The sequence below is a fragment of the Spirosoma harenae genome, from assembly GCF_054776975.1.
Genome location: NZ_BAAHBD010000009.1, coordinates 129,651 through 147,713 on the forward strand (window position 1 = coordinate 129,651; position 18,063 = coordinate 147,713).

The window sequence follows — 18,063 nt, forward strand, 5'->3', positions numbered from 1 at the left end:
CTGCCCGATGAAATCTCTTCGCAAACGCTCTTTTTTCAGAAGAAAGGTTTTCCCTGTTTCCGCTACTCAATTGGGAGGAAGTGAGCGTGTTGAATCATTTGCGTATATCACTGTAGCACTACGTAATTGAACGTAATGAGTTCGCCAGTTACTATGAAGCCAAAGAAATGTTGAAACGTTATTTCTCCTATTGCAACTAGTATCGTTTTCACCGTTCCATTGGGTTTGTAACTGCACCAGCGGCCCGGACTCCAGCAAAAATGAGAAGAAGCCGCTGTGGTTTATAACAGGTTTTAGAAAATTCATCCAGCTGACAGAAGCTAAGACACCTTACACACTCGGTCTGATAAATGGCCTAAGAACACCTTCTAAAACATCCTTCACCAGTGCCAGGAGCGATCGATTGGATTAATTCTGAAAATGTAACATAGCCAAAGAATCGTGTAACATGTTTCGACTTCATTTGGACTATATCAATATACTTTTGTTCTTGCTTGCTATCGTTCGATCCTGCTCACTTAAAATGTACGCTACCTAGTAATTTGTTACATAGAGATGTAGACTATAAAAGTTGCCTTAATAAAGCTAACTTAGTTGCTAAGCCTTCGGCGAATCCATTCTGATTAGCTGGAGCAAAGCAAACAGTATACTGCATGAATTCCAGAATCGTATTCCTTATTTTTTGGCTGTGGTGCCCCTGCACCGCGCTGGCTCAATCCGGTAAGCTATTTACCATCGAAAACGGATTATCGGGTAGCGTGGTTAGTGATATCCATCAAGACCGAAGTGGATTTATATGGGTAGCTACCGAAGATGGCCTGAATCGGTTTGACGGAATAAAATTTACGGTTTACCGGCACGATAAAAAGAACGACACCGGCATCTTGAGTAACCTGCTACAGACTTTGTTCGAAGATAAAGCGGGTAGAATGTATGTAGGTTTAATTGATGGCTTGCAGTATTACGACCCGGCTACTGATTCTTTCCATAAAATACCCCTGAAACTGGATGATGGAACTAGCGTATGCACACGAGTAGTAAGTCTCTGTGAACGAAAAAATGGGGATATTCTGATCGGTACTTCTGGGCGCGGTCTCTTCATACTTACGAAGAAGGAAGGTGGCCTTTTTGGACAAAAAATGCATCTGGATATCCCTAGCGAATTGATCGTCAGGATTTTTGAGGATACGGATCGGAACGTATGGGTGTCTACTGAAGACAAAGGATTATATCGGTATGATGGTCGCTCCGTCAAGTCCTTTTTTGGTTCCAAACGCGTACAGAATAATGTAATACGAAGTATTTGTCAGGATCGATATGGACGCCTGTTTGTTGGTAATATGAGCAGTGGCCTGTATCGGTACGATCCTGCCAATCAGACGTTTATTGCCATTCCGTACAATGGGCGTACGGATCTTCCAATTGATGAACTAGTCGTCAATCGGAACAACCAGATTCTAATGGGTACGAGTGGAGAAGGGGTAAAGTATTTTGATCCGGCTATCAGCAAAATTCTGGATTTGAACACAAATGTGACTGGTTTTGATTTCTCTAAATCCAAGGTTCATTCCATTCTGGAAGACAAGGCCGGGAATATATGGATCGGCACGTTTCAGAAGGGGTTATTGCTGCTTCCAGGTAACCCCAATCGGTTCGGTTACATAGGCTATAAATCGGTTAGCAGCAACTCCATCGGCTCGAGTACTGTCATGTCATTGTTTCAGGACACGGAAAAAACAATTTGGGTAGGTACCGACAACGATGGTTTATATGCGCTACCACCCGGCTCTGACGCCAGCGTACATTATAAACCTGATACCGAGGGCGGAGCTGTGCCAGCCAATATCATGGTCATTTACGAGGATTCAAAAAAGAATATCTGGCTTGGTTCCTATTTAAGTGGCCTGGTTCAATTCGACCGAAAAACCGGAAAAAGTCGCTCCATCAGTAAGCTTATTGATAAAAATGGCGATAACGTCCAGCGTATTTTTAGCATTAAAGAGGATTCTCAGCAAAGGCTTTGGGTAGCTACGATGGGCTCTGGCTTGTTCTGTCTGGACCTTCGTTCGGGCAACGTCAAAAGCTTCGACGCACCACCCAGCCAACTGTATCGACCAGCCAGTAATCTGATCCCAAATAACTGGATCAACTGTCTGCTGATCTCCAAAGACAACAAGCTGTTTATTGGTACGTTCGACGGCCTGGCCTGTCTTGATCTGGATACGGAAAGTTTTGTCTCCACATTTGGTAGTAACAAACTCCTGAGAGACGTAGTAATCTACTCCCTGTTTGATGATAACAAAGGTAATTTATGGCTCGGCACATCCCACGGGCTGAAAAAGCTCACCCGGTCAACTTTAGAGATCACCTCGTTTGATATAGAAAACGGCTTACCCAGCAGTCTGATCACCGGAATCCAGGGCGATAATGACGGGCATTTATGGCTCAGTACCAACCGGGGATTATCCAGAATGGATCTGGAAACCAATACGTTTGTCAACTTCTACTCAACCGATGGACTTCAGGGTAATGAATTTAGCCAGGGAGCATCCATCGCGGCTGATAATGGTGCGCTTTATTTCGGTGGGGTAAATGGAATTACCCATTTTAAACCTGAGGAGATACGTATTGCGGCCAAACGACTGGCCGTACAAATTGTTGACCTCTATATTCACGATAAACCCGTAAAAAAGGGCACAACATCAGGCAGTTACCAAGTTGTCGATACGACCGTCAATAGTGCCAGTGAATTTCACTTATCCCATCAGGATAACGCATTCACGCTGGAATTTTCGACGATGGATTTTATTGATGCCGAACGGGTTTCTTACCTCTATTCCATTAATGATAATAGCTGGGTAACGTTGCGTCCGGGATCTAATCGGTTGACCTTCGATAACTTAGCGCCGGGAACCTACGTGTTTCGGTTAAAAGCCAAAGCCAATAAAGCTATTTCGGATGAGCATCAGGTAACGATCATTATTCACCCGGCCTGGTATGCATCGATCTGGGCGAAAATGATCTATGCGTTGCTCTTCCTCATCCTGTCGGGGCTAGTGTATCGGACGATCCGCAACCGGCGACGGATTAACGAGGAAAGATTGGCTCTCCAACGGCTGGAAGAAGTGAATGAAGCTAAACTTCAGTTTTTCATCAACATCGCCCACGAAATACGAACGCCGTTAACACTGGTAGTCAGTCCGTTGCAAAAACTAATTAGCCGTGATGAGGATAAGGAGCGGAGGCACTTGTACGACATTATGGGGCGGAACACCAAACGTATACTGGACCTGGTGAACCAGTTAATGGACATTCGCAAGATTGAAAAAGGGCAGATGGCCTTGCAATTGGAACGTGTTGATATGGGCTACTTTACGAGCGAAATCTGTCAGCTATTCGAAGAGCAAATTCATGCCAAACAGATTCACTTTGTCATGGACTTTCCGGCAGACCGGGTTTTTGCGTGCATTGATCCGCTGAATTTTGATAAGGTGCTCATTAATATCCTGTCGAATGCCTTCAAATTTACCCCAAATGAAGGAACAATTCGGGTAGCTATGACCCTCAAACCAGCCCGAAATGGCCAGAATTTGGTCATTGCGATCGAAGATTCAGGTCAATGCATCAACGAAGCCGAGACCGAACGAATATTCGACTGCTTTTATCAATCAACTGACCACCGCGATTATAATCAATACGGTACGGGCATTGGTCTTCATTTGGTAAAACAGCTCGTACAACTGCATGGCGGAACTATTCAGGTCGAAAATAAAACCCCAATCGGCTGCTGTTTTTCGATAACCTTACCGGTTGAAGAGGTTGTTGCCGAAGCCCCATCCGTAGCGCCATTCGCGCCACGTATCCAGCGTTTGCCTGAACCAAAAATGGAAGAACCATCTGGGGCAGCAGGGCTGAAACGGAAATCGAAACGCGTGGTGATTGTCGACGATGACAGCGAAATATGTAATTACCTCATTGACGAATTATCGGGTGAGTATACCGTATTCGCGTATGCCAATGGTGAAGAGGCCTACAAGGGAGTATTGAAAGAAAAACCAGATCTGGTCATTAGTGATGTCATGATGCCCGTGATGGACGGTATGGCGCTTTGCCGTAAAATGAGGGCTAATCCGTTGGTCAACCATATACCGATTGTGCTCTTAACCGCCAAAACTGAGGAATCCAGTAATGTTCGGGGGCTCGAACTGGGAGCAGACGCCTATATCACCAAACCGTTCAACATAGATATTCTATTGAAAACGGTTAACAGCCTGATTAGAAACAGACAAATCCTGAAAAATAACGAACACGAACAGCAATATCAGGAAGAGTTTATTTCCAAAATCAGTATTAAAGCCGCAGAAGAAAAGCTATTGGAAAAAGTCCACCTGATCATCAATCAGAATCTGGCCAATCCCGAGTTGAGTGTCGAAATGATCGCTGGCGAAATCGGGATTAGTCGAGTACATCTGCATCGTAAGCTGAAAGAACTGACGAACGTAACAACCCGGGATCTGATCCGAACTATTCGAATGAAACAGGCCGCGGAGTTGCTGACCATCAAAGGGCTGAGTGTTTCAGAAGTCTCATTTGCTGTAGGTTATCCGAACGTAAACAATTTTTCAGTTGCCTTTAAGGAGTTATACGGCGTTTCACCAACCGGATATTCTGCGAATTATGTAGTAAAAAACAGGCGCGAAGACTTAACTATTATTACGTAATAAGCCCTTAACCGTTTGACAATTTTCCTTTCATTTAGCCCTTCACGATTTGCCTAAGCTAATGCGACTTTTGCTTTATCTTTTTCTCCTGACTTGCTCGACAACGGTTTGTTTCTCGCAGAACAAGCCTGCGTTAAAACTCTGGTATAACAAACCTTCCGGCCAAACCTGGGAAAATGCCTTACCTATTGGCAATGGTCGGCTGGGGGCAATGGTGTACGGAAACGTAGCGAAGGAAATTATTCAACTCAATGAACATACGGTCTGGAGCGGTAGCCCAAACCGGAACGACAACCCCGATGCATTGGCTGCTTTGCCCGAAATTCGAAAGTTGATTTTCGATGGCAAACAGAAAGAAGCTGAGCAGCTTGCCAACAAATCCATCATTACCAAAAAATCGCATGGGCAGATGTTTCAGCCTGTAGGTAATCTACTCCTCTCCTTCGACGGACCCGAAAACGTTACGAACTATTACCGGGAACTGGATATTGAACGGGCCGTAGCCAAAACGTCCTATACTGTTGGCGACGTAACGTACACGCGGGAAGTGCTGGCCTCGTTTCCCGACAATGTCATTGTGATGCAACTAACCGCCAGCAAGCCTGGCAAGCTGTCGTTTTCCGCTTCGTTTTCTACCCAGCATAAAACATTCGAAAGCAAAACTACGCCGACCAAAGACCTTACGCTTTCTGGCACTACGTCGGATCATGAAGGTGTAAAAGGCATGGTGAAATTTAAAACCATTGCCCGGATCAAAACATCCGGCGGTACGTTGGCGGCCAACGATACGTCGCTCATCGTAAAAAATGCGAACGCAGCTACGATTTACGTAGCGATTGCTACCAATTTCAACAACTACAAAGACTTGAGCGGAGACGAAAACGCACGAGCTAATGCATTTCTAGATAAAGCGTATCCAAAATCCTTCGCGACCATTCTGAATCCGCACGTTGCTACGTATCAGAAGTACTTCAACCGCGTTAAACTTGATTTAGGTGTTACAGACGCTGCCAAACTACCCACTGACGAACGCCTGAATAATTTCCGCTCGGTCAACGATCCGCATTTGGTAACGCTCTACTACCAATACGGTCGGTATCTGTTGATTTCTTCCTCGCAGCCCGGAAGTCAACCCGCCAATCTGCAAGGCATCTGGAATAACAAAATGCGCCCACCCTGGGACAGCAAATACACCATCAACATCAATGCCCAGATGAATTACTGGCCAGCCGAGAAAACGGCTCTCAGCGAACTTCATGAGCCGTTTTTGAAGATGGTTCGGGAATTATCTGAAACTGGTAAGGAGACCGCTAAAGTTATGTATGGAGCGGGTGGCTGGATGGCGCATCACAACACCGACATCTGGCGCATCAACGGTCCGGTGGATGGCGCGTTCTGGGGCATGTGGGTAGCCGGTGGCGGATGGACTAGCCAGCACCTGTGGGAGCATTATCTATACAACGGCGATCAGACGTATCTGGCCTCGATTTACCCGGTTTTGAAAGGTGCTGCCCAGTTTTACGCCGATTTCCTGATCGAACATCCCAAATATCACTGGCTGGTAGTCAATCCCGGCACCTCGCCTGAAAACGCACCCAAAGCGCATGGTGGCTCATCATTGGATGCGGGTACAACGATGGACAACCAGATTGTATTCGACGTATTCAGCACAGCGATACGTGCCGCCGAGCTGCTGAAAAAAGACACAGATTTCGTAGCACTGCTGAAACAGAAACGTAGTAAACTGCCGCCCATGCACATCGGGCAATATGGTCAGTTGCAGGAATGGCTCGACGATGTCGACGACCCAAACGACAAGCACCGGCACGTATCACATTTGTATGGCCTGTTCCCCTCCAACCAAATTTCGGCCTACCGCACACCTGACTTATTCAGTGCCGCCAGAACGACCTTAACGCACCGGGGCGACGTATCGACCGGCTGGAGCATGGGCTGGAAAGTGAACTGGTGGGCCAAACTTCAGGATGGCAACCATGCCTTCAAACTGATTCAGAATCAACTGACTCCGCTGGGCATCACGAAGGACGGGGGCGGTACGTACAACAACTTGTTCGACGCGCACCCGCCGTTCCAGATCGATGGCAATTTTGGCTGCACGTCGGGCATCACCGAAATGCTCATGCAAAGCAGCGATGGTAGCCTTCAATTGCTGCCCGCCCTACCCGATGTTTGGCCAACGGGTAGTATTAGCGGTTTACGGGCGCGGGGTGGATTTGAGATCGTAAACATGGAATGGAAGGCCGGCAAACTCACGAACGTAGTCGTCAAATCGAACCTGGGCGGCAACCTTCGCTTACGGGTGCCGAACGCGCTGAAAGTCAACGGCGGAACATTGAAACAGGCATCAGGACAAAATCTGAATCTGTTCTATGTAATTGAAGAAACCCCAGCGGCTATTAAATCGGCCCAAGCTAACGTAACGGCACCAGCGCTGAAAGAAACGATAGTATACGATTTACCGACGCAACGCGGGAAGGTGTACACGTTGGTAATTGAATAGGAAGAGAATTACCCCTAAATCCCCTGAAGGGGACTTATTTCGCAAATGAGCAAAGTCCCCTTCAGGGGATTTAGGGGTAAAAAAGTCAATAACAAGTAGTTCTATAACAAATACCTTATTCATGAATAACCGCCTTTTTTCGGTTCTTTTTATAGTATTTGGTCTGGTGTTGAACCATCTGGTTTCAGCGCAAACCACCTTGGTTAATCCAATTCTGACTGGTTTCTACCCTGATCCCAGTATCGTAAAGGTTGGGCCAGACTATTACCTGGTTAACTCGACGTTTTCGTACTTTCCCGGTCTTCCGATCATGCATAGTAAAGACCTAAAAAACTGGAAGCAAATCGGCAACGTCATCGACCGACCCGAGCAAATGGACTTTATGGGCGAACGCCTGACGCGTGGGCTGTTTGCACCAGGCATCAGCTATAATAAAGGCACATTCTACGTTACCTGCACCGACATCGACCACGACGGTAACTTTGTCGTGACGGCTAAAAATCCCGCTGGTCCCTGGAGCAATCCTGTTAAAATTCCGCAGGTACGCGGCATCGATCCCTCCATTTATTTCGATGAAAGTACCGACAAAGCCTACATCATCTACAACAGCGACGCGCCCGACCGCAAGCCGCTGTATTCGGGCCATCGGACGATCCGTATGTATGAATTTGATCCGGTGAATTTGAAAGTTATCGGCGAAGAAAAACAGCTTGTCAACGGTGGGGTGGATTTGTCGAAAAAGCCGGTTTGGATTGAAGGACCGCACATTTTGAAACGAAACGGCTGGTATTACCTCTACGCGGCTGAGGGCGGTACGTCGGTCAATCACTCCGAAGTGGTGTTACGTAGCAAAGATGTCTGGGGACCATACGTACCGTTTGAAGGAAATCCGATTCTGACGCAGCGTGAGTTGCCCGCCGACCGTAAAGACGCCATTACCTCGGCGGGGCACGCGCAATTTGTGGAAGGCCCGGATGGGAAATGGTATTCGATTTTTCTGGCGGTACGTCCTTATGAAGGTGACTATTACAATACGGGCCGAGAAACCTTCATTGCGCCCTTAACGTGGAAAGACGATTGGCCGATGATCGAACATGGCGAGAAGGCTATCGCCTATAGTTATCCTGTTAGTTATAAAGAAATTAAACAAAAACGAGCAGTCCCACAATCGGGCAATTTTGCTTACACAATCTCTTTTGACAAAGAACTGGACCCGTCGCTTTTATTCCTGCGGACCCATGATAAAAATTCATACTCCCTATCGAAAAAGGAAGGGCTGACGCTGAAACTCAAACCTGAAACGATCATGGAAATGGGCAATCCTGCCTTTATCGGAAAACGCCAGCAGCACCTCAACAGCACTGCCGAAACGGAACTGACCTTCACGCCAAAGTCAGAGAAAGAAAAAGCAGGGCTTGTGATTCTACAGGACGAAGGTCATTTCTATTTCCTGTCAAAATCAAAAGCGCAGGATAAAGACGTGCTCCAACTCTACCAAAGCAAGCCAAGATCGAAGGACATGGAATTGCTAACCGAAGTACCGCTGGATGCCAAAGCGAGCAAAGTAGGTTTACGCATCACATCACAGGGTGATAGCTACAGTTTCTATTACGCTACTGACGCTAAAAACTGGCAGCTAATGAAGGATAAAGTAGATGGTAAATTCTTGAGTACCAAAGTATCCGGCGGATTTATCGGCTGTGTATACGGCCTGTATGCTACGTCATCGGGAGAGGCTAGTACGAATTCAGCTTCGTTTCAGTACCTGAAATATGCGGGCGATGATCCGATGTTTAAAAAGTAAAACAGCGCCAGGTCTTGTCATCCTGACGCAGCCGGGCCGCCGGAGCGGAAGGATCTTAAAGTCTACTTATCTGAGCGTTAGGAAGCGTTAAAATCCTTCCGCTCCGGCGGCCCGGCTGCGTCAGGATGACAAAAAAAGAAAAAGTACCATAGATCTTGAAAACTAGACTCTTACTTATTGCTCTCCTCTTGCTTAGCCTCCCGACGTTGGCTCAGATGCAGTCGTTTCCCTTGCAGGAAGTCAGGCTGACGGATGGCGCATTCAAAAATGCGCAGGACGTTGACCTTACATATATCCTGGCGCTAAATCCCGATAAGCTTTTAGCGCCGTACCTGATCGATGCGGGTCTTCCTCTGAAAGCTGAGCGGTACGGGAACTGGGAAAGTTCGGGCCTGGACGGCCATATCGGCGGGCACTATCTGTCGGCGTTGGCTATGATGTATGCGTCTACGGATAATACCGAACTCAAAAAGCGTCTGGACTATATGATTTCGGAACTAGCTCGTTGTCAGGCAAAAAACGGCAATGGGTACGTAGGGGGCATTCCGCAAGGGAAACTTTTCTGGGAGCGTATTCACAAAGGCGATATCGACGGAAGTAGTTTTGGACTGAACAATACGTGGGTGCCGCTTTACAACATACACAAGCTTTTTGCAGGGTTGCGCGACGCCTACGAATACGCTGGAAATCAGCAGGCGAAACACGTATTGATCGGGCTGGGCGACTGGTTTATCGATCTCATCAAACCGCTCTCCGACGATCAGATTCAGCAGGTGCTACGTACCGAACATGGCGGCATCAACGAAACGTTTGCCGATTTATACGTACTGACCAAGGACAGGAAATATCTTGAAACCGCTCAGAAACTGTCGCATCGCGCCTTGCTAAATCCGCTGCTGGAAAAACAGGATAAGCTGACGGGGCTTCACGCCAATACGCAAATTCCAAAAGTAATTGGGTACGAAAAAATAGCCATGCTTACGGGCAAAACGGATTGGTCGGATGCGGCTCAGTATTTCTGGCAAAATGTCTCGCAGAAACGTAGTGTAGCGTTTGGGGGGAACAGCGTGCGGGAGCATTTCAATCCGACAACCGATTTTAGCCGGATGCTCAAGTCGAATCAGGGGCCTGAAACCTGTAATTCGTTCAACATGCTCCGGTTAAGTAAAGCGTTGTTTCTGGATAAGACTGATCCCAGCTATCTGGACTTCTACGAACGGACGCTTTACAATCATATTCTATCGACACAGCATCCCGAGAAAGGTGGGTTTGTTTATTTCACGCCTATTCGTCCCAACCATTACCGGGTGTATTCGCAGCCCGAAACCAGTATGTGGTGCTGCGTGGGATCGGGGCTGGAAAATCATACCAAATACGGCGAACTGATTTACAGTCATTCCGATAAAGACCTGTTTGTCAATCTATTCATTCCCTCAACGCTGGACTGGAAAGAAAAGGGGATTCAGCTCAGCCAGGTCACAGGCTTCCCGTACAAAAACGAAACGCAACTAGCCCTGAGCCTGAAAAAGCCGCAGGTTTTTTCGATCCACATTCGCTATCCGAAATGGGCCGGGAACCTTGCTATTCTGGTCAATGGCGAGCCCCAGAACGTAGTGAGTGAGCCTTCGGTCTACGCAACCATCAGTCGAAAATGGCAAACGGGTGATAAACTAACCGTTCGTTTCACAACGTCAACTCAGTTGGAGTATCTGCCCGATGGCTCTAACTGGGCGGCTTTCGTGCATGGCCCCATCGTTTTGGCCGCCAAAACATCAACGAATGATCTGACCGGACTTTTTGCCGACGATAGCCGGATGGGGCATGAAACAAAAGGCAAACTTTATCCGCTCGACAACGCCTACGCGCTCATTGGCAATGCCGATACGTATCGTTCGAAAATTAAGCCTGTCGATGGGCTAACATTCCGTCTGGATTCGTTGACGTTGCAACCGTTTTATGAAATACACGATGCCCGCTATCAGATGTATTTTCAGACGTTTACACCGACGGCCTACCGTGAACAGCAAACCCGGCTAAAGCAGCAGGAAGCCGAAGCGCTGGCTATTGAAGCAAAAACGGTTGATAAGGTGAATTGCGGTGAGCAGCAGCCCGAAGTTGATCACGCCTACAAAGGCGAAAAAAGCGAATCAGGTTACGATGACGATCAGTTCTGGAGACGTACCCGTTCCTTCATTTCGTATGAATTACAGAATAAAAATGGAGTAGGTAAGATTTTGACTATTAACGTATTAGATATTATAAAGACAGATGATGTCAGCTTTATTCTTAATGGTAAGCCTGCTGAATTAATTTCTAATGAGGGCAAAACCATTCGGTTAAAAGCGATTGATGATGAAGTAATTAGTTTGAAAATTACTGCCCGAAATGGCTTAAACACCCCCCGGTTTTCTCAGATCAGACTCTTAAACCACGAATAAATGATTCATTCCAGAATGGCTAGAAAGGGGATAATTGTTGCCAGAATGAAAAGTGTCCTAGCAACACTATTTAGAGGGTAATGTTGCCAGGAAATTGATTAGAATCCACGAACGTACATACAGTTTATGAAAAAGTTGATAGTAAGAGTTACCTTTTTAATTGCCGCTGTCCTGATGAATTATGTCACTTCGGCGCAGTCCAATTTCAGCAGTAAAGTTATTGGCGTAGGGGTTGTTGTCGCCGACCTCGAGCGTTCGCTGGACTTTTACGTTAATGGCATCGGCATGGTCAAAACGGGCAGTTTCACGATCAATGAAGATTTTGGCAAACGCTCCGGGCTTACGAATGGCGTAGCAGTGGGAGTTACCATTCTGAAACTCGAAAATAGCCCCGAAGCCACCGACTGGAAGCTGATGAGTTTCGGCAAAAAGCCGTCGCATCCGAAGCCAAATCATATTCAGGATGATACGGGCATGCAATACATCACCATTCAGGTAAAAGCGCTGAAACCTATCATTGAGCGGTTAACCCAAATGAAAGTGCCGTTTTTGGGCAGTACACCGACGTCGTTGAATGACAAATCGCACTTTGTGTTTGTACAGGACCCCGACGGTACGTTCATTGAGCTAATCGGGCCACTCGAATAATCCTTCTTATCGCATGCGTTCCATGAAAATCGCCCTTTCTCGTTGTGGTTTGTTGGTCCCCTGGCTTTTGCTGATACAGTTCTCGGCAAAAGCCCAAACGGCTCACAATCCGATCATTTTCGCCGATGTACCGGATATGGCCATGATACGGGTGGGGAATACGTATTACATGAGCAGCACCACCATGCATATGAGTCCGGGCTTGCCAATCATGAAGTCGAAAGATCTGGTCAACTGGGAGATGGTTGGCTATGCTTATGATACGTTAGCGAGTGTCGATGCGCTGAACCTGACCAACGGTAAAAGCACTTACGGACGTGGTTCCTGGGCCAGCAGCCTGCGTTTTCATAACGGAACGTACTACGTTAGCACCTTCGCTCAAACTACCGGTAAGACCTACATCTATACCACCAAAAACATTGAGAAAGGCCCCTGGAAAGCAACTTCGTTTTCACCATCTTACCACGACCACAGCTTATTTTTCGATGACGACGGCCGAACGTATCTGATTTATGGCGCGGGCAAACTCAAAATACTTGAACTAAACGCCGATGCTTCCGGGGTAAAACCGGGCACTACGGAGCAAATACTAATTGAAAACGCCAGTACGCCATCCGGCACGGGCGGGGGCTTGCCCGCTGAAGGATCGCAGCTTTTTAAGGTCAACGGCAAATATTATCTCTTCAACATTACGTGGCCTAAAGGCGGCATGCGAACGGTGGTCATTCACCGCGCGGATAAGCTAACCGGGCCGTGGGAAGGACGAATTGGCCTTCAGGATTTGGGCGTAGCGCAGGGCGGTCTGATTGATACGCCCGATGGGAAATGGTTTGCCTATCTGTTCCGCGATTTTGGTGGTGTTGGGCGTATTCCGTATCTGGTCCCTGTCAAATGGGAAGATGGCTGGCCGGTATTGGGTGTCAACGGCAAAGTACCTGAAACACTTGACCTGCCTGCCAACAAAAGTCTGATTCCGGGAATCGTAGCATCCGACGAATTTACCCGCAAAAAAGGCGAACCCACGTTGCCGCTCGTCTGGCAGTGGAATCATAATCCTGACAACACACTGTGGTCGGTTAATGATCGAACCGGCTATTTACGGCTGAAAACGGGACGTATCGATACGTCGTTTGTGCTGGCCCGAAATACGCTTACCCAACGTACCATCGGTCCGGGATCGTCGGGCTCTATCGCGCTGGACGTATCGAATCTGAAAGAAGGCGATTTTGCTGGTTTGTGTCTGTTGCAAAAAAATTATGGTCTGGTGGGTGTAAAGCGGGAAAATGGGAAAAACCACCTTGTCATGGTCAGTGAGAGTTCGGGCAAGCCGATTGAGGTGCAGCGGGTGCCGATAAATCAGAAAACGGTTTATCTGAAAGCGGAGTGTGATTTCAAAGACCGTAAAGACACGGCTAATTTCTTTTATAGTCTGGATAGCAAAATTTGGACTCATATCGGAGAGCCGCTAAAATTGCCCTACACCCTTCCACACTTTATGGGCTATCGGTTCGGGCTGTTTAATTACGCGACCCAGCAAACGGGCGGCTACGCCGATTTCGATTATTTCCGAATTGCCAACACAATCGTACAGCCTGTAAAAAATTAACGCTCAACCCAATCCTTTATCCAGCTCCTTATGAAAAAGACGTTTTCAACCGCTACGCTTCTCCTGGGCTTACTGTTTATCAGCTTAAACGGATACGCTCAGGATAAGAACTTCTATATTTTTCTCTGTTTCGGGCAATCCAACATGGAGGGGAACGCCAAAATAGAACCGCAGGATACAGTCAATGTAGACAGCCGCTTCCAGGTGATGGAGGCCGTAGACTGTCCAAGCCTGAACCGAAAAATGGGTCAATGGTACACCGCTGTTCCGCCCCTGTGCCGCTGCCGGACCGGACTTACGCCATCCGATTATTTTGGCCGGGAACTACTGGCGAATCTTCCCGAAAAAGCTCGCGTAGGAGTCATCAACGTAGCGGTAGGCGGCTGCAAAATCGAATTATTCGACAAAGATCAGTACGAGTCATACGCTACGACGGTGCCGGGATGGATGAAAAATTTCATTCAAGAATACGGTGGCAATCCATATGGCCGACTGGTCGAGATGGCGAAGCTGGCCCAGAAAGATGGCGTTATCAAGGGCATTCTGCTGCATCAGGGCGAGTCGAATACTGGCGACACGCTGTGGACGAAAAAGGTCAAAGTGGTTTACGATAACCTGATGCACGACCTGAAGCTGAAACCCAGAAAAGTACCGCTGTTGGCGGGCGAAACAGTGAATGCCGATCAGGGTGGTATTTGTGCCAGCATGAACCGAATTATTGCCACGCTACCGCAAACGATCAAAAACGCCCACGTAATTTCCTCAGCTGGCTGTACTGACTCGGCTGATAACCTGCACTTTAATGCCGCTGGCTATCGGGAATTAGGAAAGCGCTACGCCATGCAAATGCTGACGTTGCTGGGGCATAAACCGATTGTAACGAACTAATCACATCATGGGCGGTAGGCCGTTTTAATGTATGCTAAAGTGATTTTAAAGTTGGCTATTATGAACCGATTTTATTTAGGAGATACAGCAGGAAAAGTAACGTGTTTGGTCGCCTTAACCAGTTGGTTTCTGGCGGCTCCCTTTGTTGGAAAAGCTCAGGAAATCATTTCTTTATACCCCGCTGCAGTTCCGAATTCAAAAACCTCAGACGTGCAGGAGTCGGGAGCGGAAACGGGTGTCTTTAAGGGCGTAACCAAACCTACGCTTGAGTACTTTAAACCCAATCCCGCAAAAGCGTCGGGGACTGCTGTGGTAGTTATTCCCGGTGGGGGCTACGGAGTCGTGGTGTATCAGGGCGAAGGCATCAATACGGCCAAAGCGTTGGCCGAAAAAGGCATTGCAGCTTTTGTACTAAAATACCGATTACCCAGCGATGCCATCATGCCCGACAAGAAAATTGGCCCGTTGCAGGATGCTCAGCAAGCCATAAAACTGGTCCGCGAAAACGCCGAAAAGTGGGGTATCGATAAAGCCAAAGTAGGTATTATGGGCTTTTCAGCAGGTGGGCATCTGGCGTCGACGGCGGCTACGCATTTTGACAAGTCGTATATCGAAAATGCCCAAAACACCAGCCTGCGCCCTGATTTTCAGATTCTGGTCTATCCCGTAATTAGTATGCAGGACAGCCTGACACACGGTGGCTCGCACGACAACTTGCTGGGTAAAAATCCGTCGCGGCAGGATGTTGACCTATTCTCCAACGAGTTGCAGGTTCGGGCCAATACGCCACCCACCTACCTGACTCACGCGGCCGATGACAAGCTGGTCGATGTCGATAACAGCATTATCTATTTCGAAAAACTAAGACACCAGAAAGTGCCGGTCGAAATGCACATCTATCCCAAGGGCGATCACGGGTTTATTTTCCGCCATCCCGGCTGGATGGAGCCGCTTTTTGCCTGGATGAAACAGAATAACTGGATAAGCAACTAACCAGGCCTGATTAGCCCGCCAGCGCGAAGTTCGTTCACAAGTAATCTGCAACTCCTAAACACTATACCTATGCTTAAACCCTTAAAAAATCATTTCTGTCTCCTGTGGACTTTTCTCTGCCTTTCAAGCCTGGTGTTAGCTCAGCCTCCAAGAGGCCCGCTGGTAGTATCGCCCCAGGTGAACGCCGATAAATCCATTACGTTCCGTTACCTGGCTCCACAGGCCAAAGACGTAAAGCTAAGCGCGCAGTTTGAAAAAGCGCCCGTTGCCATGACTAAAGATGCGCAGGGCATCTGGAGCGTAACGACCAGCCCCGTCAAACCCGATATCTATCCGTACAGTTTTCAGGTGGATGGTGTAACGGTCATGGACCCAGCTAACGTAGCGTTTTTTCCGAACGAGCGGTTTAAGGCCAGTCTGGTCGATGTTCCCGGCGATACGCCCCTGATTCACGCCATGCGGGACGTACCACATGGTACTATTACGTATGAGTACTACCCGTCGGCGGAGGGCACAACGGGGTCGCTGGTGGTTTATACGCCACCGGGCTACGATCAGTCGCCATCAAAAAAGTATCCCGTTTATTACCTGATCAGTGGCACGACCGATACCGAAGAAACCTTTTTCAAAGTCGGCAAAACGAATCTGATTCTGGACAATCTGATTGCGGAAGGCAAAGCCAAGCCGATGATCATTGTCATGCCCTATGGCAACATAGCGGCCCGCGTAGCCGAACAGAAAGGAGGCTCCAAACCTGCCGACCCAACGGGGCGCGACAATCCCGAAGCGGTAAAACGGGCCAACGATTTTGGTGCCGATTTGACCGGTAATGTTATTCCTTACATCGAGAAAAACTACCGGACTGTGGCCAATCGGGAGAACCGGGCCATCGGCGGATTTTCGCGCGGGGGTGGGCAGACGCTCCGTACCGCTTTCGGCAACATGGACAAATTTGCGTGGGTCTGTGCCTACAGTTCCTACCTGTCGCCAGAGGAAATGGAACGTAGCTACAAACCCATCGTAGACAATTCTGCTAGCACCAATAAGCAACTTAAATTACTGTGGGTGAGCGTCGGTAGCGACGATTTTCTCTACAAAGGCACCGTCGAATTTATGGACTACCTGAAGGCGAAAAACGTGAATTACAAAAGCCTGATCACGAACGGAGGCCACACCTGGATGAACGTCAAAACGTACATTGCCGCAACTACTCCACTTCTGTTCCAATAAGCCAAGCCCTTGTCATGAAACGTATCAACTATCTACTGTCAATCCTGCTTTGCTCGGCCAGTACGGTTATCGCTCAGCAACGGCCGCCGTCTATCAGCTCGCCCGAAGTGCATCCCGACCATAGTATCACCTTCAAATACTTTTCGCGCAAAGCCGAGAAAGTGACCCTGAACGGGGAGTTTCTAAAGGCTCCGGTCGCGATGACGAAAGATACGTCCGGCATTTGGAGCGTTACGGTGCCACCCGTTAAGCCAGACATTTATCCGTATAGTTTCACCGTCGATAGTGTGCAACTCGCCGACCCAAGCAACACGTATATCTTCGCCAATGAACGTTTTAAACGTAGCATTGTCGACGTACCGGGCGATCAGCCGCTGGTTCATTCGCTCCAGAACGTACCGCATGGCAAGGTTAGCTATCGGTATTATAAATCCGGTACGTTGGGAACGACACGTCAATTGCTAGTCTATACGCCACCCGGTTTCAATCCGAACGGTAAGACAAAATACCCAGTCCTGTACCTAATTCATGGTGGATCAGATACTGAAGAAACCTGGACCAAAGTAGGTCGCGCCAACCTGATAGCTGATAACCTGATTGCGCAGAGCAAAGCCAAACCCATGCTGATTGTGATGCCCTACGGAAACGTTCGGCCCGCGCCCATGCCCGATTTCACCAAAGACATGGTCGCTGATATCGTTCCCTTCATTGAGGCCAATTATCCAGTCAACAAAGACAGCCAAAGCCGGGCGGTGGCTGGTTTTTCGGTCGGTGGTGGCCAGACGCTGAACATCGGACTGACCAACACCGACAAGTTCGCCTACATCTGTTCGTATGCGCCCTATACGGCTACAGAAGAGTTTCAGAAAAACTTCGCCAATTGGTCACCTGATGCGGCTAAAATCAATAGTCAGTTGAAATTATTCACCATCAGTGTAGGTACCGAAGATTTTCTCTACGAACCCGTGAAAAAGAACATCGCGATGTTCGAAGAGAAGAAAATCAAGACGAAAAGCTACATCGTTCCCGGAGGCCACACCTGGATGAATTGCAAGCAATACCTGGCTACTACGTTGCAGGAGATATTTAAGTAATGTGAAATTCAAAGTTGTTTTTGTCATCCTGAGCTGGGCGGCCGGTGCCGAACGAAGGATCTTAAAGTATCCTAACGTACGAGTCAGGAAAATTAAAGATCCTTCGTTCGGCACCGGCCG

The 18,063-nt window shown here is 48.0% G+C and carries 10 protein-coding genes; all 10 read left to right on the top strand.

Annotation, left to right across the window (positions count from 1 at the left end):
- Window positions 1-653: 653 nt before the first annotated feature.
- The 10 genes from ACYVE4_RS13515 (at window position 654) to ACYVE4_RS13560 (ending at window position 17,943) form a co-directional block, all read left to right on the top strand.
- Window positions 654-4,721: a hybrid sensor histidine kinase/response regulator gene (locus ACYVE4_RS13515; protein WP_461040571.1), complete on the top strand. Its 4,068-nt coding sequence runs from the start codon at window positions 654-656 to the stop codon at window positions 4,719-4,721.
- A gap of 61 nt (window positions 4,722-4,782) precedes the next feature.
- Window positions 4,783-7,242: a glycoside hydrolase family 95 protein gene (locus ACYVE4_RS13520; protein WP_461040573.1), complete on the top strand. Its 2,460-nt coding sequence runs from the start codon at window positions 4,783-4,785 to the stop codon at window positions 7,240-7,242.
- A 121-nt stretch (window positions 7,243-7,363) separates the two neighbouring features.
- Entirely contained in the window at window positions 7,364-9,046 is a 1,683-nt protein-coding gene (locus ACYVE4_RS13525; RefSeq protein WP_461040574.1) for a glycoside hydrolase family 43 protein, read from the top strand.
- A 215-nt stretch (window positions 9,047-9,261) separates the two neighbouring features.
- Window positions 9,262-11,484 (top strand): glycoside hydrolase family 127 protein, encoded by a 2,223-nt coding sequence (locus ACYVE4_RS13530; RefSeq protein ID WP_461040706.1) that lies wholly within the window; start codon window positions 9,262-9,264, stop codon window positions 11,482-11,484.
- 174 nt (window positions 11,485-11,658) lie between these two features.
- Window positions 11,659-12,132 (top strand): VOC family protein, encoded by a 474-nt coding sequence (locus tag ACYVE4_RS13535; RefSeq protein ID WP_461040708.1) that lies wholly within the window; start codon window positions 11,659-11,661, stop codon window positions 12,130-12,132.
- Between the two features lie 22 nt (window positions 12,133-12,154).
- Complete coding sequence (locus ACYVE4_RS13540) at window positions 12,155-13,738, top strand: glycoside hydrolase family 43 protein (RefSeq protein ID WP_461040710.1); 1,584 nt, start codon at window positions 12,155-12,157, stop codon at window positions 13,736-13,738.
- A gap of 30 nt (window positions 13,739-13,768) precedes the next feature.
- Complete coding sequence (locus tag ACYVE4_RS13545; protein WP_461040575.1) at window positions 13,769-14,626, top strand: sialate O-acetylesterase; 858 nt, start codon at window positions 13,769-13,771, stop codon at window positions 14,624-14,626.
- A gap of 60 nt (window positions 14,627-14,686) precedes the next feature.
- Window positions 14,687-15,619: an alpha/beta hydrolase gene (locus tag ACYVE4_RS13550; protein WP_461040576.1), complete on the top strand. Its 933-nt coding sequence runs from the start codon at window positions 14,687-14,689 to the stop codon at window positions 15,617-15,619.
- 69 nt (window positions 15,620-15,688) lie between these two features.
- Window positions 15,689-16,849: an alpha/beta hydrolase-fold protein gene (locus ACYVE4_RS13555; RefSeq protein WP_461040578.1), complete on the top strand. Its 1,161-nt coding sequence runs from the start codon at window positions 15,689-15,691 to the stop codon at window positions 16,847-16,849.
- A gap of 14 nt (window positions 16,850-16,863) precedes the next feature.
- Window positions 16,864-17,943 carry an alpha/beta hydrolase gene (locus ACYVE4_RS13560; RefSeq protein ID WP_461040580.1) on the top strand — a complete coding sequence of 360 codons (1,080 nt, stop codon included), beginning with the start codon at window positions 16,864-16,866 and terminating at the stop codon, window positions 17,941-17,943.
- Window positions 17,944-18,063: the final 120 nt, after the last annotated feature.

Excerpts from the sequence above, each read along its gene's own strand:
- ACYVE4_RS13515 (WP_461040571.1), top strand. The coding sequence starts at position 654 with ATGAATTCCAGAATCGTATTCCTTATTTTTTGGCTGTGGTGCCCCTGC.
- ACYVE4_RS13520 (WP_461040573.1), top strand. The coding sequence starts at position 4,783 with ATGCGACTTTTGCTTTATCTTTTTCTCCTGACTTGCTCGACAACGGTT.
- ACYVE4_RS13525 (WP_461040574.1), top strand. The coding sequence starts at position 7,364 with ATGAATAACCGCCTTTTTTCGGTTCTTTTTATAGTATTTGGTCTGGTG.
- ACYVE4_RS13530 (WP_461040706.1), top strand. The coding sequence starts at position 9,262 with ATGCAGTCGTTTCCCTTGCAGGAAGTCAGGCTGACGGATGGCGCATTC.
- ACYVE4_RS13535 (WP_461040708.1), top strand. The coding sequence starts at position 11,659 with ATGAATTATGTCACTTCGGCGCAGTCCAATTTCAGCAGTAAAGTTATT.
- ACYVE4_RS13540 (WP_461040710.1), top strand. The coding sequence starts at position 12,155 with ATGAAAATCGCCCTTTCTCGTTGTGGTTTGTTGGTCCCCTGGCTTTTG.
- ACYVE4_RS13545 (WP_461040575.1), top strand. The coding sequence starts at position 13,769 with ATGAAAAAGACGTTTTCAACCGCTACGCTTCTCCTGGGCTTACTGTTT.
- ACYVE4_RS13550 (WP_461040576.1), top strand. The coding sequence starts at position 14,687 with ATGAACCGATTTTATTTAGGAGATACAGCAGGAAAAGTAACGTGTTTG.
- ACYVE4_RS13555 (WP_461040578.1), top strand. The coding sequence starts at position 15,689 with ATGCTTAAACCCTTAAAAAATCATTTCTGTCTCCTGTGGACTTTTCTC.
- ACYVE4_RS13560 (WP_461040580.1), top strand. The coding sequence starts at position 16,864 with ATGAAACGTATCAACTATCTACTGTCAATCCTGCTTTGCTCGGCCAGT.